The sequence below is a fragment of the Kluyvera sp. 142486 genome (genome assembly GCF_046569695.1).
Classification (GTDB): domain Bacteria; phylum Pseudomonadota; class Gammaproteobacteria; order Enterobacterales; family Enterobacteriaceae; genus Kluyvera.
In genome coordinates, this window is record NZ_JBKHUI010000002.1 from 150,615 (window position 1) to 174,366 (window position 23,752).

Below are 23,752 nucleotides of genomic sequence, written 5' to 3' on the forward strand. Positions count from 1 at the left end.
ACACCCGTCGTCATCGACACACCTGCCAGCCGTCTAAATTAGCGAGACAAAAAAAGGCTGGCAAGTCAGTTTACGCTTGCCAGCCCTGTTTTTATTAACGCTCTTTGCGCGAGGTCACTATTTTGCGCTTACAACCTGCATGCCAGATGGCTCATTTTGCAGCGCCAGCGTCAGAACTTCCTCAATGCGCTTAACCGGATGAATCTCCAGATCGGCCAGAACGTTGTCCGGAATCTCTTCCAGATCGCGTTTGTTCTCATCAGGAATCAGAACAGTCTTAATACCACCGCGGTGCGCCGCGAGCAGTTTTTCCTTCAGACCACCGATTGGCAGAACCAGGCCACGCAGGGTAATTTCCCCTGTCATCGCCACGTCTGCGCGCACCGGGTTACCGGTCAGACAGGAAACCAACGCAGTGCACATCGCGATACCCGCACTTGGACCGTCTTTCGGCGTTGCCCCTTCCGGTACGTGAACGTGAATGTCGCGTTTTTCGTAGAAATCTGGGTTGATACCCAGTTTTTCTGCACGCGCACGCACCACGGTCAGCGCAGCCTGAATGGACTCCTGCATCACTTCACCCAGAGAGCCGGTGTAGGTCAGCTTGCCTTTACCCGGTACGCAGGCGGTTTCAATGGTCAGCAGATCGCCGCCCACTTCCGTCCACGCCAGGCCGGTGACCTGACCAACGCGGTTTTCTTCATCCGCGCGACCATAGTCGAAGCGCTGAATACCGAGATAATCGTGCAGGTTGTCGCCGTTAATATCGATGTGCTTCAGCTCTTTATCCAGCAGCAGCTGTTTAACCGCTTTACGGCACAGTTTCGAAATTTCACGTTCCAGGCTACGGACGCCCGCTTCACGGGTGTAGTAACGAATGATGCCAACAATCGCGCTGTCATCAACCGTCAGCTCGCCTTTTTTCAGCGCATTACGTTCAATCTGCTTCGGAAGCAGGTGACGTTTAGCAATGTTCAGCTTCTCATCTTCGGTATAACCGGACAGACGGATCACTTCCATACGATCCAGCAGCGGCGCTGGAATGTTCATGGAGTTCGAGGTCGCTACGAACATCACGTCGCTGAGATCGTAATCCACTTCCAGGTAGTGATCGCTGAACGCTACGTTCTGTTCTGGATCAAGTACTTCCAGCAGAGCAGAGGCCGGGTCACCGCGCATGTCCGAAGACATTTTGTCGATTTCATCAAGCAGGAACAGCGGGTTTTTAACGCCCACTTTGGCCATTTTCTGGATCAGTTTACCCGGCATAGAGCCGATGTAGGTACGACGGTGACCGCGGATTTCCGCTTCGTCACGCACGCCGCCCAGCGCCATACGAACGTATTTACGTCCTGTCGCTTGAGCAATGGACTGCCCCAGAGAGGTTTTACCCACGCCAGGAGGCCCTACCAGGCACAGGATTGGCCCTTTCAGCTTGTTCACACGGCTTTGAACCGCGAGATACTCAAGAATGCGGTCTTTGACGCGCTCAAGGCCGTAATGGTCGGTATCGAGAATTTCCTGCGCCTGGCGAAGGTCTTTTTTGACCTTGCTGCGCGTATTCCACGGCACCTGCACCATCCAGTCGATATAACCGCGAACCACGGTCGCTTCAGCTGACATCGGAGACATCATTTTCAGCTTCTGCAGTTCGGCTTCGGTTTTCTCTTTCGCCTCTTTCGGCATTTTCGCCGCGTCGATCTTACGCTTCAACGCTTCGTTTTCGTCAGGAACTTCGTCCATCTCGCCGAGTTCTTTCTGAATGGCTTTCATTTGCTCGTTCAGATAGTACTCGCGCTGAGATTTTTCCATCTGCTTTTTCACGCGGTTGCGAATGCGCTTCTCAACCTGCAGCAGATCGATTTCTGACTCCATCATCGCCATCAGATATTCCAGACGCTCGTTGATGTCGGACATCTCGAGCACGGACTGTTTATCTGCCAGCTTCAGCGGCATGTGGGCCGCGATGGTATCCGCCAGACGTGCAGGGTCGTCGATACTGTTCAGCGACGTCAGCACTTCTGGTGGAATTTTCTTGTTCAGCTTGATATAGCCTTCAAACTGACCGATTGCGGTGCGTACCAGTACTTCCTGCTCGCGCTCTTCAATGGCCGGCGATTCCAGGTACTCTGCTTTCGCGGAGAAGTGTTCGCCGTTATCAGAGAGCGTAGAGATACGCGCACGCTGCAGCCCTTCGACCAGTACTTTGACCGTACCATCAGGCAGCTTCAGCATTTGTAAAATAGAGGCCACGGTCCCGACGGTGAAAAGATCGTTTACACCCGGCTCATCCGTTGAAGCATCTTTCTGCGCGACCAGCATGATTTTTTTATCATGATCCATGGCCGCTTCCAGACAACGGATAGATTTTTCCCGCCCTACAAATAAGGGGATGACCATGTGCGGATAAACCACCACATCGCGCAACGGCAATACGGGGATTTCAATGCGTTCAGAACGCTCAGGATTCATAGAGCTCTCTCTTAGTTTAGTGTCCGCCAGGTAAACTGGTCATGCGACTGTGCTTCACACAACCATTAACATGTAACCAGTATATGGGGATGTATTCCACACATTCAACGCCATGAATACGGAAAAATAAAAGGGGAGATAAAATCCCCCCTTTTTGATTAACTGATTGTATGATCTGGTGAATTATTCGCCAGATGCCTGCTGCGCTTCCGGCTTGCCGTAAATCAGCAGCGGTTCGCTTTGACCGGCAATCACCGACTCGTCGATAACCACTTTCTCGACGTCTTCCATAGAAGGCAGATCGTACATGGTTTCAAGCAGAGCGGCTTCTACGATGGAACGCAGACCACGAGCACCGGTTTTACGCGCCATCGCTTTCTTGGCGATAGCGTCCAGCGCTTCGTCACGGAATTCCAGATCCACACCTTCGAGGTTAAACAGCGCCTGATACTGCTTAGTCAGGGCGTTTTTCGGCTCTTTGAGGATCTGAATCAGCGCTTCTTCGCTCAGTTCAGTCAGCGTTGCAACCACCGGCAGACGGCCGATGAACTCAGGGATCAGACCAAATTTGATCAGATCTTCTGGCTCAACCTGAGTCAGCAGTTCGCCTTCGCTGGCTTTATCCGTTTTGGATTTCACCGTTGCGCCAAAGCCAATACCCGAACCGGTTTCAACGCGGTTGCCGATCACTTTATCCAGACCGGCAAACGCGCCGCCGCAGATAAAGAGGATCTTCGAGGTATCAACCTGCAGGAACTCTTGCTGCGGATGCTTACGGCCACCCTGTGGCGGAACGGCCGCCACGGTACCTTCAATCAGCTTCAGCAGTGCCTGCTGTACACCTTCGCCGGACACGTCACGGGTAATCGACGGGTTGTCAGACTTACGAGAAATCTTGTCGATTTCATCGATATAAACAATACCGCGCTGTGCTTTCTGTACGTCGTAGTCGCACTTCTGCAGCAGCTTTTGAATAATGTTTTCAACGTCTTCACCCACGTAACCTGCTTCGGTCAGGGTGGTTGCATCGGCCATAGTGAACGGAACGTCCAGCAGGCGTGCCAGCGTTTCGGCCAGCAGGGTTTTACCGGAACCGGTTGGGCCAATCAGCAGAATGTTACTTTTGCCGAGCTCAACGCCGTTGTTAGTATCACCGTTACGCAGACGTTTGTAGTGGTTGTAGACCGCAACGGCCAGCACCTTTTTCGCCTGTTCCTGCCCGATAACGTAGTCATCTAAGTGGTGGCGAATTTCGTGTGGCGTCGGCAGAGCACTGCGTTCACGATGCGGCGCCACTTCTTTAATCTCTTCGCGAATGATGTCGTTACATAAGTCGACGCATTCGTCGCAGATATACACGGATGGGCCGGCGATGAGCTTACGCACTTCGTGCTGGCTTTTGCCGCAAAAAGAGCAGTACAACAGTTTGCCCGAGCCATCTTTGCGTTTATCTGTCATGAGTCAAAACCTCTTTTTAAGTTCTTTGTGCCGCATATGACGACGCAAATGCCATTCTTAAGCGCAAGCTGCTACGCAAGCGTTGTGCCGCCCTTAGTATTATATACCGTGCAGCGGCACGTGCCGTCATGACATTAGTTACGTTGGCTCAAAATTGAGTCAACCAGGCCATACTCGACGGCTTCAGAAGCAGACAGGAAGCGGTCACGTTCAGTGTCGCTCTCAATCTGCTCCAGAGATTTGCCAGTATGGTGCGCCATAAGCTCATTCATGCGTCCTTTCACCTTCAGGATCTCACGGGCGTGGATTTCGATATCCGTCGCCTGGCCCTGATAACCGCCCAGCGGCTGGTGAATCATTACGCGGGAGTTTGGTAAGCAGAAGCGCTTACCTTTTGCGCCTGCCGTCAGCAGGAACGCGCCCATCGATGCCGCTTGCCCCATACAGATGGTGCTGACATCCGGCTTGATGAACTGCATGGTGTCATAAATAGACATCCCTGCTGTAATCACGCCGCCTGGGGAGTTGATGTACAGATAAATGTCTTTTTCCGGGTTTTCCGCTTCCAGAAACAGCATTTGCGCCACAATCAGGTTAGCCATGTGGTCTTCGACCTGACCGGTCAGAAAGATTACGCGCTCTTTAAGCAGACGGGAGTAGATATCAAAAGAACGTTCGCCACGTGAGGTCTGTTCAATGACCATCGGCACCAGGGCCATGTGGGGTGCAAAATTATCTCGTTCGCCACTGTATGACATTTCCGTCTCCTGGATAATAAATAAAATAGCCACAGCTTGCTAATTATAGAGATGCGGCGAGTGATTCGTTCCCTCAGTAATGGGTACGATCTTACCCTATTTCAAGCATAACAATATTTTGTTGATACGCTAACACCGAAAAGCCGTTTTATCACGCAAGCTTTGGTTATTACTGCAATAAAAAAACCCGTCACCAAAAGGCAACGGGTTTTTCTCAAAACCGTAAACCGGGAAGCGAGATTACGCCTGCTGGTTCATCAGTTCGTTGAAGGAAGTTGCTTTTTCAGTCACTTTCGCTTTTTCCAGAACCGCTTCAACAGCCTGTTCTTCCAGAGCGACACTGCGCATGTTTTCCATCAGCTCTTTGTTTTTGCTGTAGAATTCAATAACTTCTTTCGGATCTTCGTAGGCGGAAGCCATTTCTTCGATCAGGGTAGCAACGCGTGCTTCGTCAGCTTTCAGCTCGTGGGTACGAATCACTTCGCCCAGCAGCAGGCCAACCACTACGCGGCGTTTCGCCTGCTCTTCGAACAGTTCGCGAGGCAGTTCCATCGCTTGCTGCTGGTTGCCACCGAAACGCTGTGCAGCCTGACGACGCAGAACGTCGATTTCGCTGTCGATCAGGGCAGCAGGAACGTCGATTTCGTTCGCTTTTACCAGACCTTCGATTGCCTGAGATTTAACGCGGTTACGCACTGCGCCTTTCAGTTCGCGTTCCATGTTTTTACGCACTTCAGCGCGCAGGCCTTCAACGGAACCATCTTCAACGCCGAAACGTTTGATGAATTCTGCAGTCAGTTCTGGCAGTTCACGCTCTTCAACTTTCTTCAGGGTAATCGCGAATTTAGCCGCTTTACCTTTCAGGTTTTCTGCGTGGTATTCTTCTGGGAAGGTGACGTCGATAACGAATTCTTCGCCTGCTTTGTGACCTTTGATACCGTCTTCAAAGCCTGGGATCATACGACCCTGGCCCATTGCCAGTACGAAATCAGTCGCTTTGCCGCCTTCGAATTCTTCGCCGTCTACGGAGCCGGAGAAGTCAACGGTAACACGGTCTTCAGCGTCAACAACGCCGTCTTTGTCTTTCCAGGTTGCCTGCTGCTTACGCAGAGTGTCCAGCATGCCGTCAACGTCAGCTTCGGTCACTTCAACCACTGGTTTTTCAACTTCGATAGCGTCCAGACCCTGCAGTTCAACTTCTGGGTACACTTCGAATTCTACTGCGTAGGTGAAGTCTTCACCCAGCTTGTATTCACCTGGAACATAGTTAGGCGCACCAGCTGGATTGATCTTCTCTTTGATGATCGCGTCAACGAAGTTGCGGCTCATCAGGTCACCCAGAACGTCCTGACGCACGGAAGCGCCATAACGCTGAGCAACAACATTCATCGGTACTTTACCTTTACGGAAACCGTCAATGCGTACTTTTTTCGCTACGTTGACCAGCTCGCTTTTTACAGCGGTCTCGATGCTGTCAGCAGCGATAGTAATCGTTACACGGCGGCCAAGGCCCTGAGTGGTTTCAACTGAAACTTGCATCTTGTTACCTCAAAAAAATCACAGTGCTCGGTCAACTCTACTCCGCAAGCTCGAAAAGCTGGCGTTGCGGACCTGGGATGCTCTCGTAATCAATCACATTCCCTGTCGTCAGAATCATCCCGAAGACATTCCGAAAAATAAGACGCAGCATTATAGCGGCATCACTTTTATGAGTCGAGAACGGTTATCACGCGTTGCTGCGGCATTTTTCACAATTCCCGGCTAATTTTTGTCTGAACGCTGTCGAAATAGCTCAAAATTCAGACAAAACAAAACGGCCCGCAGGCCGTTTTCTCATAATCTGTACGCAACATACTGGAAAAGTTCCGTGTTGCAAATGCCTTTTCTACGCGATAGTACCCGCTCCGCGGCATGGCGGTGAGGTAATGACGGTATCTTGCAAACCTTCCCACTCTTTTCGCGTATAAGTATGCAATGCCAGCGCGTGGACGGTGGAGGCAAACTCCTCTGTTAGCGTTCCGTAGATCATCCGATGACGATTCAGAAAACGTTCCCCGGTAAACTTATCGCTTACCAGCACAACTTTAAAGTGGCTCTCAGAGCCGGCCGGTACGTTGTGGCGGTAGCTTTCGTCTACAACTTCCAGGAAAACAGGTTCAAACGCTGCCCTCAGTTTTTCTTCGATTTGTTCACGCATCATCATGATATTACTCCTCCGACAACGTTAAGGTGCCGCCTATCCCTTTAAATGTTAGCCGCTTTTACTGATTCCATTACAGGAAGGCAACAAAAAATTAGCTTTCGCACCCTTTTATTTGTCAAGTAGATGAAGTTAACGCCTTTTACAATCGCTTCTCATCCGAAATCCCGTCGTAGATTGTCCGGGTGCGGAGAAAAAGACCAACACGATGAAATTACATGCATTGCCTACTTCCCCTGACCGATGGCGATGTTATGATGGCGGGAATTTTCAGTAAACAATGCGTTTGAGACCCCTAATATGTTAAAAAAAATCCTCTTCCCACTGGTAGCACTGTTTATGCTGGCTGGATGCGCAACGCCTCCGACCACGGTTGAAGTGTCGCCAAAAATCACCCTGCCTCAACAGGATCCAAGCCTTATGGGCGTGACCGTTAGCATCACCGGCGCTGACCAGCGTCAGGATCAGGCGCTGGCAAAAGTCACCCGTAACAACCAGTTGGTTACCCTGACCGCTTCCCGCGACCTGCGTTTCCTGATGCAGGAAGTGCTGGAAAAACAGATGACCGCGCGCGGCTACATGATTGGCCCGAACGGTGCGGTTAACCTGCAGATTATCGTTAATCAGCTGTACGCCGACGTTTCCCAGGGTAACGTGCGTTACAACATCTCTACCAAAGCCGACATCGCGATTATCGCGACCGCTGCTAACGGTAATAAGATGACTAAAAACTACCGTTCTAACTACTCCGTTGAAGGCGCATTCCAGGCTTCCAACAAGAACATTTCCGATACCGTTGATAGCGTGCTGGGCGATACCATCGCCGATATGGCACAGGACACCTCTATCCACGATTTCATCAAGCAGAACGCTCGCTAATCCCGTCACAGACCCGGCTTAGGCCGGGTCTGAACGTAGAACACTATGTCTGGTCACTATCTCCGCATTTTTCAGCAACCGAAATCAGCCATTCTGCTGATTCTTGGCTTTGCTTCCGGCTTACCGCTCGCCCTGACCTCAGGGACGATGCAGGCGTGGATGACGGTCGAAAATATCGATCTGAAAACCATCGGCTTTTTCTCGCTTGTCGGCCAGGCATACGTCTTTAAGTTTCTCTGGTCACCGGTCATGGACCGTTACACGCCGCCGTTTTTAGGGCGTCGTCGCGGCTGGCTGTTGACGACCCAATGTTTACTGCTTATCGCCATTGCCGCGATGGGCTTCCTTGAGCCCTCCACGCAGTTGCGCTGGATGGCGGCGCTGGCGGTCATCATCGCCTTCTGTTCCGCCTCGCAGGATATCGTTTTCGATGCCTGGAAAACCGATGTGCTTCCAGCGGAAGAGCGCGGTGCAGGCGCGGCGATTAGCGTGCTGGGCTATCGCCTTGGGATGCTGGTTTCCGGCGGTCTCGCGCTATGGCTGGCCGATAAATGGCTGGGCTGGCAGGGTATGTACTGGCTGATGGCGGCACTGCTGGTGCCGTGCATTATCGCCACGCTGCTGGCCCCCGAACCGAGCGACGTTATCCCGGTTCCGAAAAGCCTTGAGCAAGCGGTGGTACAACCGCTCAAAGATTTCTTCGGCCGTAACAACGCGTGGCTAATTCTGCTGCTCATCGTGATGTATAAGCTCGGCGACGCCTTCGCCATGAGCCTGACCACCACCTTTCTGATCCGTGGCGTAGGGTTTGATGCCGGCCAGGTCGGGATGGTGAATAAAACCCTCGGCCTGTTTGCCACTATTATCGGGGCGCTGTACGGCGGAGTATTAATGCAGCGCCTGACGTTGTTCCGCGCGTTGCTGATTTTTGGCATTTTGCAGGGCGTATCGAACGCCGGCTACTGGGCGCTTTCGGTCACAGATAAGCATATTTATTCGATGGCGGCCGCGGTCTTCTTTGAAAATCTGTGCGGCGGCATGGGTACGGCAGCATTCGTCGCATTGCTGATGACGTTGTGTAATAAATCGTTTTCTGCCACCCAGTTTGCGCTACTGTCGGCGCTGTCCGCCGTCGGCCGTGTCTACGTTGGGCCAATTGCCGGCTGGTTTGTCGAAGCGCACGGCTGGCCGACGTTCTATCTCTTCTCGGTGATCGCCGCCGTTCCGGGCATTCTGCTGCTGCTTATCTGCCGTCAGACCCTGGAATATACTCAGAGAACCGAGCAATTTATGCCGCGTGATAGCTATACGGGCGCCTACAAATTCGCTCTCCGTCTGTTGATGCTGGGTGCCGCACTGCTTGGGATCTGGCTGGTGATACTGCTGGTAAATGCTCTGAATCTCACCGCCATTGAGTGGTCCGGAATCGTACTCGAGATAGGGGTTGTGATTGCTTTTATCGGCATCATTTACGGCTGTCTGCTGGACTACCTTGCCCTGCGTAAAACGCAGTTCCGATAAAATAAGCGAAAAATGTGAAGACTACGTTGTAATCACGAAGCGTAATAATAACTTTTGCATCGTATGTAAAAAAAATATTTGTGCTTTTGTGCGCTTTAGAATTCTGGAAATTATTGGAACGTCTAAAATATGCTTTATTTCTTTAACCGATTCAGCACCAGACCAATTAATTTTTCGTTTTTGAATTGTCCATTATTTGATGATTAATTGTTAATTATTTGTATATTTTTAGCAATGGTTATACCAATTGCCATCTTAACCCCTTCCCCATACCCCCTTTCGTTATAACGCCCGTCAAATGGGCTTTCTGCTCGGAAAATAGACATATTTAGCAACATCTGTGACAGGTGCGGCAGAACCCGGTAACACATAACTGACAGAGCACCAATGATGTTTACAGTAATGTAACCTTCCCGTAAAATGACCCCACACTTTAAACGCCACCAACACCCCGTGGAATTGAGGTCGTTACATGAGACTCAGGAAATACAATAAAAACTTGGGATGGTTGTCATTAATCGCTAGCACTGTATTACTCAGTGGTTGTGATTCTGCGCTACTTGACCCCAAAGGACAGATTGGACTGGAGCAGCGTTCGCTGATTCTGACGGCTTTCGGCCTGATGATGATCGTCGTGATTCCCGCCGTCTTAATGGCCGTTGGTTTCGCCTGGAAGTATCGTGCGAGCAATAAAGATGCGAAGTATAGCCCTAACTGGTCACACTCCAATAAAGTGGAAGCTGTGGTCTGGACCGTGCCTATTCTTATCATCATCTTCCTCGCCGTACTGACCTGGAAAACCACTCACGCTTTAGAACCGAGCAAACCGCTGGCTCATGATGAGAAACCAATCACTATCGAAGTGGTTTCCATGGACTGGAAATGGTTCTTCATCTATCCGGAGCAGGGCATTGCTACCGTTAACGAAATCGCCTTCCCGGCGAACGTTCCGGTGCAGTTCAAAGTGACCTCTAACTCCGTGATGAACTCCTTCTTTATCCCGCGTCTGGGTAGCCAGATTTACGCGATGGCCGGTATGCAGACCAACCTGCATCTGATCGCTAACGAAGCAGGTATCTACGACGGTATCTCTGCGAGTTATAGCGGCCAGGGCTTCTCTGGAATGAAGTTCAAAGCCATTGCTACGCCGGATCGTGCCGCATTCGATCAGTGGGTCGCGAAAGCGAAACAATCTCCGAACACCATGGATGACATGGCCACCTTCGAGAAATTGGCTGCACCGAGCGAATATAACAAGGTGGAGTACTTCTCCAGCGTGAAACCAGATTTGTTTAAAGCAGTGACCAGCAAATTCATGGATCACGGCAAGAGCATGGACATGACCAAACCTGAAGGCGAACACGCATCGCACGAAGGAATGGAAGGCATGGACATGAGCCACGCGGAATCCGCTCACTAAGGGGCCGAGGAAGAATACGATGTTCGGAAAACTGACACTGGATGCAGTGCCCTACCACGAACCCATTATCGTGGTTACGGTGGCTGCCATTATCGTCGGGGGACTCGCTCTCCTGGCGGCCATCACTTACTTTGGTAAGTGGTCCTATCTATGGAACGAGTGGCTGACCTCCGTCGACCACAAACGTCTTGGCATCATGTATGTCATCGTTGCTATCGTCATGCTGCTGCGTGGCTTTGCCGATGCCGTGATGATGCGTAGCCAGCAGGTTCTGGCCTCGGCCGGGGAAGCTGGGTTCCTACCGCCGCATCACTACGACCAGATCTTTACCGCCCACGGCGTTATCATGATCTTCTTCGTGGCGATGCCGTTCGTTATCGGTCTGATGAACCTGGTGGTTCCACTGCAGATCGGTGCGCGCGACGTAGCGTTCCCGTTCCTGAACAACCTGAGCTTCTGGTTCACCGTTGTTGGTGTGGTTCTGGTTAACCTGTCCCTGGGCGTTGGTGAGTTTGCTCAGACTGGTTGGCTGGCCTATCCGCCGCTCTCGGGAATTGAGTACAGTCCGGGCGTAGGTGTCGATTACTGGATTTGGGCGCTGCAGCTCTCCGGTATTGGTACCACACTGACCGGTATTAACTTCTTCGTGACCATCATCAAGATGCGTGCACCAGGAATGACGATGTTCAAGATGCCGGTATTTACCTGGGCATCTCTGTGCGCCAACATCCTGATTATCGCCTCGTTCCCAATTCTGACGGTTACCATCGCGCTGCTGACCCTGGATCGCTATCTGGGCACCCATTTCTTTACCAACGATATGGGCGGCAACATGATGATGTACATCAACCTGATTTGGGCCTGGGGTCACCCGGAAGTGTACATCCTGGTACTGCCTGTCTTCGGTGTGTTCTCTGAAGTTGCAGCGACCTTCTCACGTAAACGCCTGTTCGGTTACACCTCACTGGTGTGGGCGACCGTGTGTATTACCATCCTGTCGTTCATCGTTTGGCTGCACCACTTCTTCACCATGGGTGCGGGCGCGAACGTCAACGCCTTCTTCGGTATTACCACGATGATCATCGCCATCCCTACCGGGGTGAAGATCTTCAACTGGCTGTTCACCATGTATCAGGGCCGTATCGTCTTCAACTCAGCGATGATGTGGACCATCGGCTTTATCGTGACCTTCTCGGTCGGCGGTATGACCGGCGTTCTGCTGGCGGTGCCGGGTGCGGACTTCGTGCTGCACAACAGCCTGTTCCTGATTGCGCACTTCCATAACGTTATCATCGGCGGTGTGGTCTTTGGTTGCTTCGCTGGCCTGACCTACTGGTGGCCGAAAGCTTTCGGCTTCACGCTGAACGAAACCTGGGGCATCCGTGCTTTCTGGTTCTGGATCATCGGCTTCTTCGTCGCATTCATGCCGCTGTACGTGCTGGGCTTTATGGGTATGACCCGTCGCCTGAGCCAGCAGATTGACCCGCAGTTCCACCCAATGCTGGTTGTTGCCGCATGCGGCGCTGCGCTGATTGCCTGCGGTATCCTGTGCCAGCTGATTCAGTTCTACGTCTCTATTCGCGACCGCGAGCAGAACCGTGACCTGACCGGTGACCCATGGGGCGGCCGTACGCTGGAGTGGGCAACCTCTTCCCCTCCTCCGTTCTACAACTTTGCCATTGTGCCGCAGATTCACGAACGCGATGCATTCTGGGAAATGAAAGAGAAAGGTGAAGCGTACAAGCAGCCGGCTCACTATGAAGAAATTCATATGCCGAAAAACAGCGGTGCGGGCATCGTGATTGCCGCCTTCGCAACCATCTTTGGTTTCGCCATGATCTGGCATATCTGGTGGTTGGCGATTGCTAGCTTCGCAGGCATCGTGATCACCTGGATTATCAAAAGCTTTGACGAGGACGTGGATTACTACGTGCCGGTTGCAGAAGTCGAAAAACTGGAAAATCAGCATTTCGATGAGATTTCTAAGGCAGGGCTGAAAAATGGCAACTGATACTCTGGCGCATAACGCCCACGCGCACGAACACGGGCACCACGATACAGGGCCGATGAAGATCTTCGGCTTCTGGATCTACCTGATGAGCGACTGCATCATCTTCGCCACCCTGTTCGCTACCTATGCCGTTCTGGTGAACGGCACGGCTGGCGGCCCGGCGGGTAAAGATATCTTCGAGCTGCCGTTCGTTCTGGTTGAAACCGCACTGCTGCTGTTCAGCTCCATCACCTACGGCATGGCGGCTATCGCCATGTACAAAAACAACAAGAGCCAGGTTGTTTCCTGGCTTGCCCTGACCTTCCTCTTTGGCGCAGGGTTCATCGCGATGGAAATCTATGAATTCCATCACCTGATTGTTGAAGGTATGGGCCCGGATCGCAGCGGCTTCCTGTCAGCGTTCTTCGCACTGGTAGGGACTCACGGTCTGCACGTTACCTCCGGTCTTATCTGGATGGCGGTGCTGATGGTGCAGATTTCCCGCCGCGGCCTGACCAGCACTAACCGTACTCGTATCCTGTGCCTGAGCCTGTTCTGGCACTTCCTGGATGTAGTGTGGATCTGTGTGTTCTCCGTTGTTTACCTGATGGGGGCAATGTAATGAGTCATTCTAACGATCACAGCGGCGCATCCCACGGCAGCGTGAAGTCGTACATGACAGGTTTCATCCTGTCCATCATCCTGACGGTGATCCCGTTCTGGATGGTGATGACCGGTAGCGCGTCGCATGCGGCGATTCTGGGTACCATTCTGGTAACCGCTGTTGTGCAGATTGTGGTGCACCTGGTGTACTTCCTGCACATGAACAGCAAGTCTGACGAAGGCTGGAACCTGACCGCGTTTGTCTTTACCGTGATAATCATTGCCATCGTGGTGGTAGGCTCCATCTGGATTATGTGGAACCTGAACTACAACATGATGGTTCACTAAGAGCGGCGAGTATGTTTAAGCGATACCTGCAAGTAACGAAGCCTGGCATCATTTTTGGCAACCTGATCTCCGTGATCGGCGGTTTCCTGCTGGCCTCCAAAGGTCACATCGACTATCCGCTGTTCGCCTGGACTTTGATCGGCGTGTCTCTGGTGGTCGCCTCGGGTTGTGTTTTCAACAACTACATCGATCGTGACATCGACCGTAAGATGGAGCGAACGAAGAACCGAGTGCTGGTTAAGGGACTGATTGCGCCAAAAACGTCACTGGTCTACGCCACCTTGCTGGGTCTCGCTGGCTTCATGCTGCTGTGGTTCGGCGCCAATCCCCTCGCCTGCTGGCTGGGGGTAATGGGGTTCGTGGTTTATGTCGGCGTTTACAGCCTGTACATGAAGCGCCACTCCGTTTACGGCACGCTGATTGGTTCACTCTCCGGCGCTGCACCGCCGGTGATTGGCTACTGCGCAGTGACCGGTGATTTCGACAGCGGCGCACTGATTCTGCTGGCGATTTTCAGCCTGTGGCAGATGCCTCACTCTTACGCTATCGCGATTTTCCGCTTCAAGGATTATCAGGCAGCGAACATTCCGGTTCTGCCGGTGGTGAAAGGCATCGCAGTGGCGAAAAACCACATCACGCTGTACATCGTGGCATTTGCTCTGGCCACGCTGATGCTCTCCCTGGGCGGTTACGCTGGGTATAAATACCTGGTCGTTGCCGCTGCGGTGAGCGTCTGGTGGCTTGGCATGGCGCTGCGCGGTTACAAAGTGGAAGATGATAAGGTCTGGGCGCGCAAGCTGTTCGGCTTCTCCATCATCGCCATTACCGCGCTCTCCGTGATGATGTCCGTCGACTTTATGGTGCCGAATTCTCAGAACCTGCTGACGTACGTTTGGTAAAGAGACACCGTTTGACAAAAACCTCGCTTCGGCGGGGTTTTTTATTGCCTGAAGAAAATTGCCCAATATTGATGTTTTCCTAAATAGCGGCGAGGCCAGCGTTTAGGCAGCTCATTCAAGGGGAAGAGGTATAGAATCGCGGCGGGTGCTTGAGACTGTTTGTCTTGAGCATAATGTGAAAGGCAGATAGACAAAAGCCCCAGATAACATTCAGCGTCCGGCAAGACGCTTAACATTAATCTGAGGCCCCTAATGCACAACAACTTTAGGTTAGCCTCTTACCGACCTTCGGGTCAAGGAGAAGTAGCCTATGAAACGGAACAAGGTAGTGATTGTTGCCCTGATAGTCCTCTGTATTACCGTCGTGATGTCGGTACTGGTCACACGCAAAGATCTTTGCGCGGTCCGTATCCGCAGCGGGCATACGGAGGTCGCCGTCTTCACAGCCTACGAATCTGTTAAGTAAGAGACCCGGCGGGGAGTCATCCCCGCCACTCTTGATGTTGCCAGGTATTCTCAACGCACCCAATTTTTCATCTTCCTGGCCCTTCAGCATTACCTGGGCGCTGTGCCGCAGGTCCAGAGATGAACCCGGAGAGGCTGAGCCAATCATTGATGCGACAGATGCTTTTCGTTCACTGAAAGTGATCGACGGCATTTGCCAGATATCGCAGAAAGCCGCCTGACCGGGCTTTGACTCCGGCGGCCTTCGGGCTGCAGGGTTATTGTTTCTGTCTCTATTCCGCACAAATGATTCAATAATGTAATATTTGTTAATTATGCGTCTGTTTACCCTGCCCTCTCCCCGCACTACACTACTCCCAGCTTTTATATAGAGGTGGGAATGAACGATTACAAAATGACGCCGGGTGAGTTACGCGCCACCTGGGGTTTAGGGACCGTATTTTCTTTGCGTATGCTCGGCATGTTTATGGTCCTTCCGGTTCTGACCACATACGGCATGGCATTACAGGGCGCAAGCGAAGCGCTGATTGGCCTGGCGATTGGTATTTACGGACTGGCGCAGGCCGTTTTCCAGATTCCCTTTGGACTTATCTCCGATCGCATTGGCCGCAAACCGTTGATTGTCGGCGGGCTGGCGATTTTTGTGCTCGGCAGCGTGATTGCGGCGATGTCGGATTCTATCTGGGGTATTATCCTCGGCCGCGCGCTACAGGGCTCGGGCGCGATTGCCGCTGCAGTTATGGCGCTGCTTTCTGACCTGACCCGTGAACAAAACCGTACCAAGGCGATGGCGTTTATCGGCGTCAGCTTTGGCGTCACCTTTGCCATTGCAATGGTGCTGGGCCCGATTATCACCCACAAGCTCGGCCTGCACGCGCTGTTCTGGATGATTGCCGGGCTGGCGACGCTGGGCATCCTGCTTACCCTTTGGGTGGTACCGGAAAGCAAAAACCACGTGCTCAACCGCGAATCAGGGATGGTCAAAGGCTGCTTTAGCAAAGTGCTGATGGAGCCAAAACTACTGAAGCTGAACTTCGGCATCATGTGTCTGCACATTCTGCTGATGTCGACCTTCATGGCGCTGCCAGGTCAACTGGAGTCTGCCGGCTTCCCAGCCGCCGAACACTGGAAAATCTACCTGGTGACCATGGTCGTCTCGTTTGTCGCGGTCGTGCCTTTTATTATCTATGCCGAAGTGAAGCGCCGCATGAAGCGCGTATTCGTGCTGTGCATCGCCCTGCTGCTGATTGCCGAAATCGTGCTGTGGGGGTCCGGTACCTACTTCTGGGAACTGGTCGCTGGCGTACAGATTTTCTTCCTCGCGTTTAACCTGATGGAAGCGCTGCTGCCTTCGCTTATCAGCAAAGAGGCCCCGGCGGGCTACAAAGGCACGGCGATGGGGATTTACTCCACCAGCCAGTTCCTTGGCGTCGCCATCGGCGGTTCGTTGGGCGGCTGGATTGACGGCTTATTCGACTCACAAACGGTGTTCCTCGCCGGTGCGCTACTGGCAACGGTCTGGCTACTGGTCTCTATGACGATGCAGGAGCCGCCGTATGTTAGCAGCCTGCGCGTGCAGATCCCGGATGATGTCGATGCCGACGACGCGCTGCGCGAGCGCCTGCTGGCGACTGAGGGCGTTAAAGAGGTATTGGTGGTGGCGCAGGAGCACTCCGCCTATATCAAGATTGACAGCAAAGTGACGAACCGCTTTGAGGTTGAGCAGGCGATAGCCGTCAGGTAAGACGAGACTGCCCACACCGGAGTGTGGGCAGCACTTTCACGATCAGTCGCGGAAGTTTTTAAACTGGAACGGCTGACCGAGGTCACCGCCGCGCACCAGCGCCATCGCGGCCTGCAGATCGTCGCGGGATTTCCCGGTAACACGAATCTCTTCGCCCTGAATCTGCGCCTGCACCTTCAGCTTGTTGTCTTTGATAAGCTTAACGATTTTCTTCTGAATCGCGCTTTCAATACCCTGCTTCAACTTCGCTTCCACAAACCAGGTTTTCCCGCTGTGGACGAACTCTTCCGGTACATCAAGAGATGTACCTTCGATGCCGCGCTTGAGCAGCTTGGCGCGCAGGATATCCAGCAGCTGGTTTACCTGGAAATCAGACTCGCTCAGCACCTTAATGGTCTTATTCGCTTCGTTCAGCTCGATTTTCGCTTCTACGCCGCGAAAATCGAAGCGAGACTCAACCTCACGGGCTGCGTTATCCACGCCGTTACGCGCTTCCTGAAGATCGACTTCAGAGACAATATCGAAAGATGGCATCTTTTCCCCTCCCTTAGTTTCTTTTGCGTTGCATAATACCTGCAACACGGCATAACTCAACTTGTTATCCCCGGAAGCTTAGTTGATAACGCTATACTCATTCGAGTGCTCGCGTGAAGTATGACATACCAGCAGCATCTGGTGTGGTAAGGAGGATGTTTGAAAATTACCGTTTTGGGATGTGGTGCGCTAGGCCAACTCTGGATGACGGCGCTCCATAAAAAAGGATTTGAAGTACAAGGATGGTTACGTGTACCTCAGCCCTACTGTAGCGTCAATGTGATGGAGTTGGACGGTAGCGTATTCAACCACTCATTTATCGCCAACGACCCCGACTTCCTGGCGCAGAGCGATCTGCTGCTGGTGACTCTCAAAGCCTGGCAGGTCTCAGATGCGGTCAGAAGCCTGGCGGCGACGCTTCCGACAACAACGCCCATCTTGTTGATTCATAATGGTATGGGAACGCTGCAGGAGCTTAACGGCCTGCATCAGCCAATTCTGCTGGGGGCTACCACGCAGGCCGCCCGCCGCGACGGCAATATCATCATTCATGTCGCCAACGGCACCACCCACATCGGCCCGGCCAAACGCTACGATGACGACTACAGCCAGCTTGCGGAAACCCTCCAGGAGGTGCTGCCGGACGTTGCCTGGCACGACAATATTCACTCCGCTATGTGGCGTAAGCTCGCCGTAAACTGCGTGATTAACCCAATGACGGCGCTGATGAACTGCCCTAACGGTGAGCTTCGCCACCATCAGGAGCAGGTGGCGCGTATTTGCGATGAAGTGGCGATGACCATGACGCGGGAAGGATTTCATACCTCTCCGGAAAGTCTGTTATTTTATGTTAACCAGGTGATTGATCTGACGGCGGAGAACATTTCCTCCATGCTGCAGGACATCCGCGCACTTCGGCATACGGAAATCGACTATATCACCGGTTTCCTGCTCAAGCGCGCGCGGGCGCACGGCATTCCGGTGCCGGAAAATACCCGGTTGTATGAGCAGGTTAAACGTAAGGAGAGTGAATATGAGCGCGTCGGCACTGATTTGCCTCGCTCCTGGTAGTGAAGAGATGGAAGCGGTCACCACTATCGATCTGTTAGTGCGTGGCGGGATCAGCGTTACCACCGCCAGCGTCGCCAGCGATGGCAACCTGACGATTACCTGCTCCCGTGGCGTAAAGCTGCTGGCCGATGCCCCGCTAGTTGAAGTGGCGGACGGTGATTTCGATATCATCATTCTGCCGGGCGGTATGAAAGGTGCGGAGTGCTTCCGCGATAGCCCGCTGCTGGTAGAAACGGTGAGACAGTTTCACAACTCCGGGCGCATTGTCGCCACTATCTGTGCGGCCGCGGCCACCGTGCTGGTTCCCCATAAGCTCTTCCCTATCGGCAATATGACAGGTTTCCCGGCCCTGAAAGACCAAATACCTGAAGGTCAGTGGCAGGATAAGCGTGTGGTCTGGGACCCGCGCGTCAACCTGCTGACCAGCCAGGGACCTGGCACGTCGATTGATTTCGGGTTGAAGATTATCGACCTGCTTGTTGGACGCGAGAAGGCGTACGAGATTGCGTCACAGCTGGTGATGGCGGCGGGGATTTATAATTTTTACGAAGAGTGAACTGTAGGCCCGATAGGCGTAGCGCCATCGGACACAAAGCCGGATGGCGACGTAAACGCCTTATCCGGCCTACAGGTGGCTTGAAATAAAAAAACCGGCCAGGCCGGTTTTTTTATTTATGGGCGATAAACCTTAACGTTGGTAAAGCCCTGCTCGCGCAGATAAAGCGCCTGCAGGCGGCTCATCACACCGCGCTCACACCACAGCAGGTAGGTCTTGCTCTGGTCGAGGTCGCCGAACTGGGTGCTCAGCTTGTAGAATGGCAGAGAGGCAATTTCCACGCCTTCCAGCTTCAGCGGTTTATCATCCTGCTCGTCAATAGAGCGGATATCCAGAATCACGTCGTTCTCGCTAAAGCCGCTGACAGTTTCAACTTCCACCACCTCTTGCTGCGTCTGCTGCGCGATTTCGCGGATGTCGACGTTGTTCGCTTCGGCAACCACTTTATCCAGAATCGCAAAATCGAAGTTCGCTTCTTCCGCTTCGATTTTCGCCTTCACCGCTTTGATGGTTGGGCTCTTCGAAATCACACCGCAGTATTCCGGCATGGTACGGGCAAAGTCTTCAGTACCGATTTCACGCGCCAGATCGATGATGTGCTCTTTGTCGTGAGAAATCAGCGGACGCAGGATCAGGGTATCAGAGACGTTATCGATAAGACGCAGGTTGGTCAGCGTCTGGCTGGAAACCTGGCCCAGCGCTTCGCCGGTCACCAGCGCCTGTACGCCGTAGCGCTCAGCCACTTGCGATGCTGCACGGACCATCATGCGTTTCAGCACGACGCCCATCTGGCCGTCTTCCACTTTCTCAAGAATTTCGCCAACCACCGGCTCGAAGTTGATCGCCACGAAACGCACGCGGTGTGAGCTACCGAAACGGTTCCACAGATAATGCGCAACCTGACGAACGCCGATTTCATGCGCAGCACCGCCGAGGTTGAAGAAGCAGTAGTGCACGCGACAGCCGCGACGCATCAGCATATAGCTGGACACGCCGGAGTCGAAGCCGCCGGAGATCAGCGACAGCACATCTTCCTGCGTACCAATCGGGAAGCCGCCAATGCCTTCGTAGCGCCCTTTCACCAGCAGCAGACGATCATTCTCGATTTCGAGGTTAACGGTCACGTCTGGATTAGTCAGCTTCACGCGCGCCGTCTCGATGTGCTGGTTCAGGCCGCCGCCAACGTAACGCTCCACTTCAATTGAGGTGAATTCGTGCTTACCGCGACGCTTAACGCGCACGCAGAAAGATTTGCCTTCCAGTGCTTCACGCCACAGCGGCAGCGTCTGCTCAAAAATATTGTGCAGCGAGGTAAACGGAACGTCTTCGACTTCCAGAATATGGTGAATACCCGGAATACGGGTCAGCGCGTCGCGAAGCACCAGACGTTTGTCTTCATCTTTGGAACGCACTTCGATGTGGTCCCAATGGCGAACGACGGCAAGCGTTTCATCGTAGTTTTTAAGAACGTTACGAATATTCCCGGTTAAAATTTTAATAAAGCGCAAACGCACAGTTTGGCTTTTGATGGTGATTTCCGGGAACAATTTAATGATAAACTTCATGGCGGCAATGGTTCGTTGGCAAGCCCGACGGGGCTTTGAGAAAAAAGATGTATCGCAGCATACCAAGGGTCGCTACGTCCAGGACGCGGAGTATACCATCATCCCGCTTACCATTGCGTGTTATTTGCTTCACACCCAGACTCCGTTACCATAGACGCAGTCGCGACATAACAAGAGCCAAACATTCACTATGCCAAAGAAAAACGAAGCCCCGGCCAGTTTCGAGACCGCTTTAACCGAGCTGGAGCAAATTGTTAACCGTCTGGAAAGCGGCTCCCTTCCTCTGGAAGAGGCGCTGAACGAATTCGAACGCGGCGTGCAGCTGGCACGTCAGGGGCAGACGAAGCTGCAGCAAGCGGAACAACGCGTGCAGATCCTGCTGGCCGATAACGAAGATTCCCCACTAGAGCCTTTCACGCCGGACGCTGAATAAATGGATTTTTCGCAACAGCTGAATGCCTGCGTTGAGCAGGCAAACGACGCGCTGCGCCGTTTCATTGCGCCACTGCCGTTTCAGAACACTCCACTGGTTGATGCCATGCAGTATGGCGCATTATTAGGCGGTAAACGCCTGCGCCCTTTCCTGGTGTACGCCACCGGCCAGATGTTCGGCGTTAGCCTTGCGACGCTGGACGCGCCCGCTGCGGCAGTCGAATGCATTCACGCCTATTCGTTGATGCATGACGATCTCCCGGCGATGGATGACGACGACCTGCGCCGTGGCCAGCCGACCTGCCATATTAAATTTGGTGAGGCGAGCGCGATTCTGGCTGGAGATGCGCTACAAACGCTGGCGTTTTCTATACTGAGTGATGCGCCGATGCACGAGGTCTCTGACCGCGATCGTCTGGCAATGCTCTCCGAGCTGGCAACCGCCAGCGGCGTGGCGGGCATGTGCGGGGGTCAAGCGCTGGATCTGGAAGCCGAAGGGCAACAGGTTAATCTGGAAATGCTGGAGCGCATCCACCGTCATAAGACCGGTGCGCTGATCCGTGCCGCCGTGCGCCTGGGCGCACTCAGCGCGGGTGAACAGGGCCGCAGGGCGCTGCCGTTGCTGGATAAGTATGCTGAAAGCATCGGTCTGGCGTTCCAGGTTCAGGATGACATTCTGGATGTGGTGGGCGATACTGCGACCCTCGGAAAGCGCCAGGGTGCCGACCAGCAGCTCGGCAAGAGCACCTATCCTGCACTACTGGGCCTTGAGCAAGCCCGGACTAAAGCCAGTGACCTTATTGCCGATGCCCGTCAGTCTCTTACCGAGCTGGCCGCACAATCACTGGATACCACAGCACTGGAAGCGCTAGCGAACTACATCATCCTGCGCGACAAATAAACTATAAATGAGTCTCAGATGAGTTTTGATATTGCCAAATACCCGACCCTGGCGCTGGTCGATTCCACTCAGGAATTGCGCCTGCTGCCAAAAGAGAGCCTGCCGAAGCTGTGTGACGAGCTACGTCGTTACCTGCTCGACAGCGTGAGCCGTTCCAGCGGACACTTCGCCTCCGGGCTTGGCACGGTGGAGCTCACCGTGGCGCTGCACTACGTCTACAACACGCCGTTCGACCAGCTTATCTGGGACGTCGGCCACCAGGCCTATCCGCACAAAATTCTGACCGGCCGTCGCGACAAGATTGACACCATTCGCCAGAAAGGTGGCCTGCACCCGTTCCCGTGGCGCGGCGAAAGCGAGTACGACGTGCTGAGCGTCGGTCACTCCTCCACCTCGATTTCCGCCGGTATTGGTATTGCAGTTGCGGCGGGCAAAGAGAACAAACAGCGTCGCACCGTCTGCGTGATTGGCGATGGCGCGATTACCGCCGGGATGGCGTTTGAAGCGATGAACCACGCGGGCGATATCAAGCCCGATATGCTGGTGGTGCTGAACGATAACGAGATGTCCATCTCTGAAAACGTCGGCGCGCTGAACAACCATCTGGCACAGCTGCTTTCCGGCAAGCTCTACTCTTCCCTGCGTGAAGGCGGTAAGAAAGTCTTCTCTGGCGTACCACCGATTAAAGAGTTGCTCAAGCGTACCGAAGAACATATCAAAGGTATGGTGGTGCCGGGCACGCTGTTTGAAGAGCTGGGCTTCAACTACATCGGGCCGGTTGACGGTCACGACGTGCTGGGGCTGGTGAATACGCTCAAGAACATGCGCGACCTCAAAGGCCCACAGTTCCTGCACATCATGACCAAAAAAGGCCGTGGCTATGAGCCGGCCGAGAAAGATCCTATTACCTTCCACGCGGTGCCGAAGTTCGATCACACCAGCGGTAAGCTGCCAAAAAGCAGCGGCGGCCTGCCGTCGTATTCGAAAATTTTTGGTGACTGGCTGTGCGAAACCGCGGCGAAAGACAGCAAGCTGATGGCGGTCACCCCGGCGATGCGCGAAGGCTCCGGCATGGTGGAGTTCTCGAAAAAATACCCTGACCAGTATTTCGACGTCGCCATTGCCGAACAGCACGCGGTGACCTTCGCGGCAGGCCTGGCGATTGGCGGCTATAAACCGATCGTGGCTATCTACTCCACCTTCCTGCAGCGCGCCTACGATCAGGTGATTCACGATGTGGCTATCCAGAAGCTGCCTGTACTGTTCGCGATTGACCGCGCGGGCATTGTTGGCGCCGATGGGCAGACGCACCAGGGGGCATTCGATATCTCCTATCTGCGCTGCATTCCGGATTTCGTCATCATGACGCCAAGCGATGAAAACGAATGTCGTCAGATGCTCTATACCGGCTACCACTACAGCAACGGCCCAAGCGCGGTGCGCTATCCGCGCGGCTGCGGTACCGGCGCTGAGCTTCAGCCGCTGGAAAAACTGCCGCTCGGCAAAGGGGTGGTGAAACGCGAAGGCGAGAAGCTGGCGATCCTCAACTTCGGCACCCTGCTAGCCGAAGCAGAAATCGTCGCCGAGAAACTCAACGCCACGCTGGTGGATATGCGCTTTGTGAAACCGCTGGATGAAAGCCTGATCCTCGAGATGGCCGCACGCCACGACTCGCTGGTGACGCTGGAAGAGAACGCCATCATCGGCGGTGCGGGCAGCGGCGTGAACGACGTGCTGATGGCGCATCGTAAACCGGTGCCGGTGCTCAGTATTGGCCTGCCTGACTTCTTCATCCCGCAGGGCACGCAGGAAGAGGCGCGCGCCGACCTCGGTCTGGATGCCGCCGGTATCGAAGCGAAGATCGCGGGCTGGCTAGCATAATCCTTCCCATCGCTCCTGCTATGCTTAAAGGTAAACCGCTTACCCGCTAGCAGGA

General features: G+C 53.6%; 21 protein-coding genes. 14 read left to right on the plus strand and 7 right to left on the minus strand.

What is annotated here, in order from left to right; translation table 11 throughout:
• Positions 1 to 117: 117 nt before the first annotated feature.
• The 5 genes from lon to bolA all read right to left on the minus strand — a co-directional run bounded on the left by lon (position 118) and on the right by bolA (position 6,891).
• The gene (lon, locus tag ACLGE8_RS02975) at positions 118 to 2,472 is read right to left on the minus strand and encodes an endopeptidase La (RefSeq protein WP_410996322.1); all 2,355 of its coding nucleotides are present in this window, start codon (positions 2,470 to 2,472) and stop codon (positions 118 to 120) included.
• A gap of 183 nt (positions 2,473 to 2,655) precedes the next feature.
• Entirely contained in the window at positions 2,656 to 3,930 is a 1,275-nt protein-coding gene (gene clpX, locus ACLGE8_RS02980; protein WP_220439719.1) for an ATP-dependent protease ATP-binding subunit ClpX, read from the minus strand.
• A 134-nt stretch (positions 3,931 to 4,064) separates the two neighbouring features.
• The gene (clpP, locus tag ACLGE8_RS02985) at positions 4,065 to 4,688 is read right to left on the minus strand and encodes an ATP-dependent Clp endopeptidase proteolytic subunit ClpP (protein WP_035894303.1); all 624 of its coding nucleotides are present in this window, start codon (positions 4,686 to 4,688) and stop codon (positions 4,065 to 4,067) included.
• Between the two features lie 240 nt (positions 4,689 to 4,928).
• The gene (tig, locus tag ACLGE8_RS02990; protein WP_185667148.1) at positions 4,929 to 6,227 is read right to left on the minus strand and encodes a trigger factor; all 1,299 of its coding nucleotides are present in this window, start codon (positions 6,225 to 6,227) and stop codon (positions 4,929 to 4,931) included.
• A 346-nt stretch (positions 6,228 to 6,573) separates the two neighbouring features.
• A complete protein-coding gene (bolA, locus tag ACLGE8_RS02995) occupies positions 6,574 to 6,891 on the minus strand; it encodes a transcriptional regulator BolA (RefSeq protein WP_035894301.1) in 318 nt (105 codons plus the stop codon).
• A gap of 297 nt (positions 6,892 to 7,188) precedes the next feature.
• On the opposite strand from bolA, the gene ACLGE8_RS03000 reads away from it, so the two are divergent.
• The 9 genes from ACLGE8_RS03000 to ACLGE8_RS03040 all read left to right on the plus strand — a co-directional run bounded on the left by ACLGE8_RS03000 (position 7,189) and on the right by ACLGE8_RS03040 (position 16,757).
• On the plus strand, positions 7,189 to 7,767 hold the full coding sequence (locus ACLGE8_RS03000) for a lipoprotein (RefSeq protein WP_185667149.1): 579 nt from the start codon (positions 7,189 to 7,191) through the stop codon (positions 7,765 to 7,767).
• Between the two features lie 45 nt (positions 7,768 to 7,812).
• A complete protein-coding gene (ampG, locus tag ACLGE8_RS03005; protein WP_410996325.1) occupies positions 7,813 to 9,288 on the plus strand; it encodes a muropeptide MFS transporter AmpG in 1,476 nt (491 codons plus the stop codon).
• A gap of 472 nt (positions 9,289 to 9,760) precedes the next feature.
• Positions 9,761 to 10,708, plus strand: coding sequence for a cytochrome o ubiquinol oxidase subunit II (gene cyoA / locus ACLGE8_RS03010; protein ID WP_368300393.1), 948 nt, complete (start codon positions 9,761 to 9,763; stop codon positions 10,706 to 10,708).
• A gap of 19 nt (positions 10,709 to 10,727) precedes the next feature.
• Complete coding sequence (gene cyoB, locus ACLGE8_RS03015; protein WP_410996327.1) at positions 10,728 to 12,719, plus strand: cytochrome o ubiquinol oxidase subunit I; 1,992 nt, start codon at positions 10,728 to 10,730, stop codon at positions 12,717 to 12,719.
• Positions 12,709 to 13,320 (plus strand): cytochrome o ubiquinol oxidase subunit III, encoded by a 612-nt coding sequence (locus tag ACLGE8_RS03020; protein WP_035894295.1) that lies wholly within the window; start codon positions 12,709 to 12,711, stop codon positions 13,318 to 13,320. The genes cyoB and ACLGE8_RS03020 overlap by 11 nt, the downstream gene beginning before the upstream one ends.
• Positions 13,320 to 13,649 carry a cytochrome o ubiquinol oxidase subunit IV gene (locus ACLGE8_RS03025; protein ID WP_106927992.1) on the plus strand — a complete coding sequence of 110 codons (330 nt, stop codon included), beginning with the start codon at positions 13,320 to 13,322 and terminating at the stop codon, positions 13,647 to 13,649. Before ACLGE8_RS03020 ends, ACLGE8_RS03025 begins: the two co-directional genes overlap by 1 nt.
• Positions 13,650 to 13,660: 11 nt before the next feature.
• On the plus strand, positions 13,661 to 14,548 hold the full coding sequence (gene cyoE / locus ACLGE8_RS03030) for a heme o synthase (RefSeq protein WP_333495160.1): 888 nt from the start codon (positions 13,661 to 13,663) through the stop codon (positions 14,546 to 14,548).
• A gap of 310 nt (positions 14,549 to 14,858) precedes the next feature.
• Positions 14,859 to 15,014, plus strand: a complete 156-nt coding sequence (locus ACLGE8_RS03035; protein WP_035894290.1) for a Hok/Gef family protein — start codon at positions 14,859 to 14,861, stop codon at positions 15,012 to 15,014.
• A gap of 378 nt (positions 15,015 to 15,392) precedes the next feature.
• Positions 15,393 to 16,757, plus strand: coding sequence for an MFS transporter (locus ACLGE8_RS03040; protein ID WP_410996330.1), 1,365 nt, complete (start codon positions 15,393 to 15,395; stop codon positions 16,755 to 16,757).
• Between the two features lie 42 nt (positions 16,758 to 16,799).
• Here ACLGE8_RS03040 and ACLGE8_RS03045 read toward each other — a convergent pair whose 3' ends face one another.
• Entirely contained in the window at positions 16,800 to 17,291 is a 492-nt protein-coding gene (locus ACLGE8_RS03045) for a YajQ family cyclic di-GMP-binding protein (protein WP_220439711.1), read from the minus strand.
• A gap of 159 nt (positions 17,292 to 17,450) precedes the next feature.
• On the opposite strand from ACLGE8_RS03045, the gene panE reads away from it, so the two are divergent.
• Both panE and yajL read left to right on the plus strand, forming a co-directional pair.
• Positions 17,451 to 18,362 carry a 2-dehydropantoate 2-reductase gene (gene panE, locus ACLGE8_RS03050; protein ID WP_410996332.1) on the plus strand — a complete coding sequence of 304 codons (912 nt, stop codon included), beginning with the start codon at positions 17,451 to 17,453 and terminating at the stop codon, positions 18,360 to 18,362.
• Positions 18,325 to 18,918 carry a protein deglycase YajL gene (gene yajL / locus ACLGE8_RS03055; protein WP_410996334.1) on the plus strand — a complete coding sequence of 198 codons (594 nt, stop codon included), beginning with the start codon at positions 18,325 to 18,327 and terminating at the stop codon, positions 18,916 to 18,918. Before panE ends, yajL begins: the two co-directional genes overlap by 38 nt.
• A 116-nt stretch (positions 18,919 to 19,034) precedes the next feature.
• Here yajL and thiI read toward each other — a convergent pair whose 3' ends face one another.
• Positions 19,035 to 20,483: a tRNA uracil 4-sulfurtransferase ThiI gene (thiI, locus tag ACLGE8_RS03060; RefSeq protein ID WP_410996336.1), complete on the minus strand. Its 1,449-nt coding sequence runs from the start codon at positions 20,481 to 20,483 to the stop codon at positions 19,035 to 19,037.
• A 190-nt stretch (positions 20,484 to 20,673) separates the two neighbouring features.
• Between thiI and xseB the strand changes: the two genes are divergently transcribed.
• From xseB to dxs, 3 genes are read left to right on the plus strand one after another with little or no spacing between them, the layout of a single operon-like run.
• Positions 20,674 to 20,916 carry an exodeoxyribonuclease VII small subunit gene (gene xseB, locus ACLGE8_RS03065; protein ID WP_035894270.1) on the plus strand — a complete coding sequence of 81 codons (243 nt, stop codon included), beginning with the start codon at positions 20,674 to 20,676 and terminating at the stop codon, positions 20,914 to 20,916.
• Complete coding sequence (gene ispA, locus ACLGE8_RS03070; RefSeq protein ID WP_410996338.1) at positions 20,917 to 21,816, plus strand: (2E,6E)-farnesyl diphosphate synthase; 900 nt, start codon at positions 20,917 to 20,919, stop codon at positions 21,814 to 21,816.
• 18 nt (positions 21,817 to 21,834) lie between these two features.
• Positions 21,835 to 23,697 (plus strand): 1-deoxy-D-xylulose-5-phosphate synthase, encoded by a 1,863-nt coding sequence (dxs, locus tag ACLGE8_RS03075; RefSeq protein WP_410996340.1) that lies wholly within the window; start codon positions 21,835 to 21,837, stop codon positions 23,695 to 23,697.
• Positions 23,698 to 23,752 lie beyond the last annotated feature (55 nt).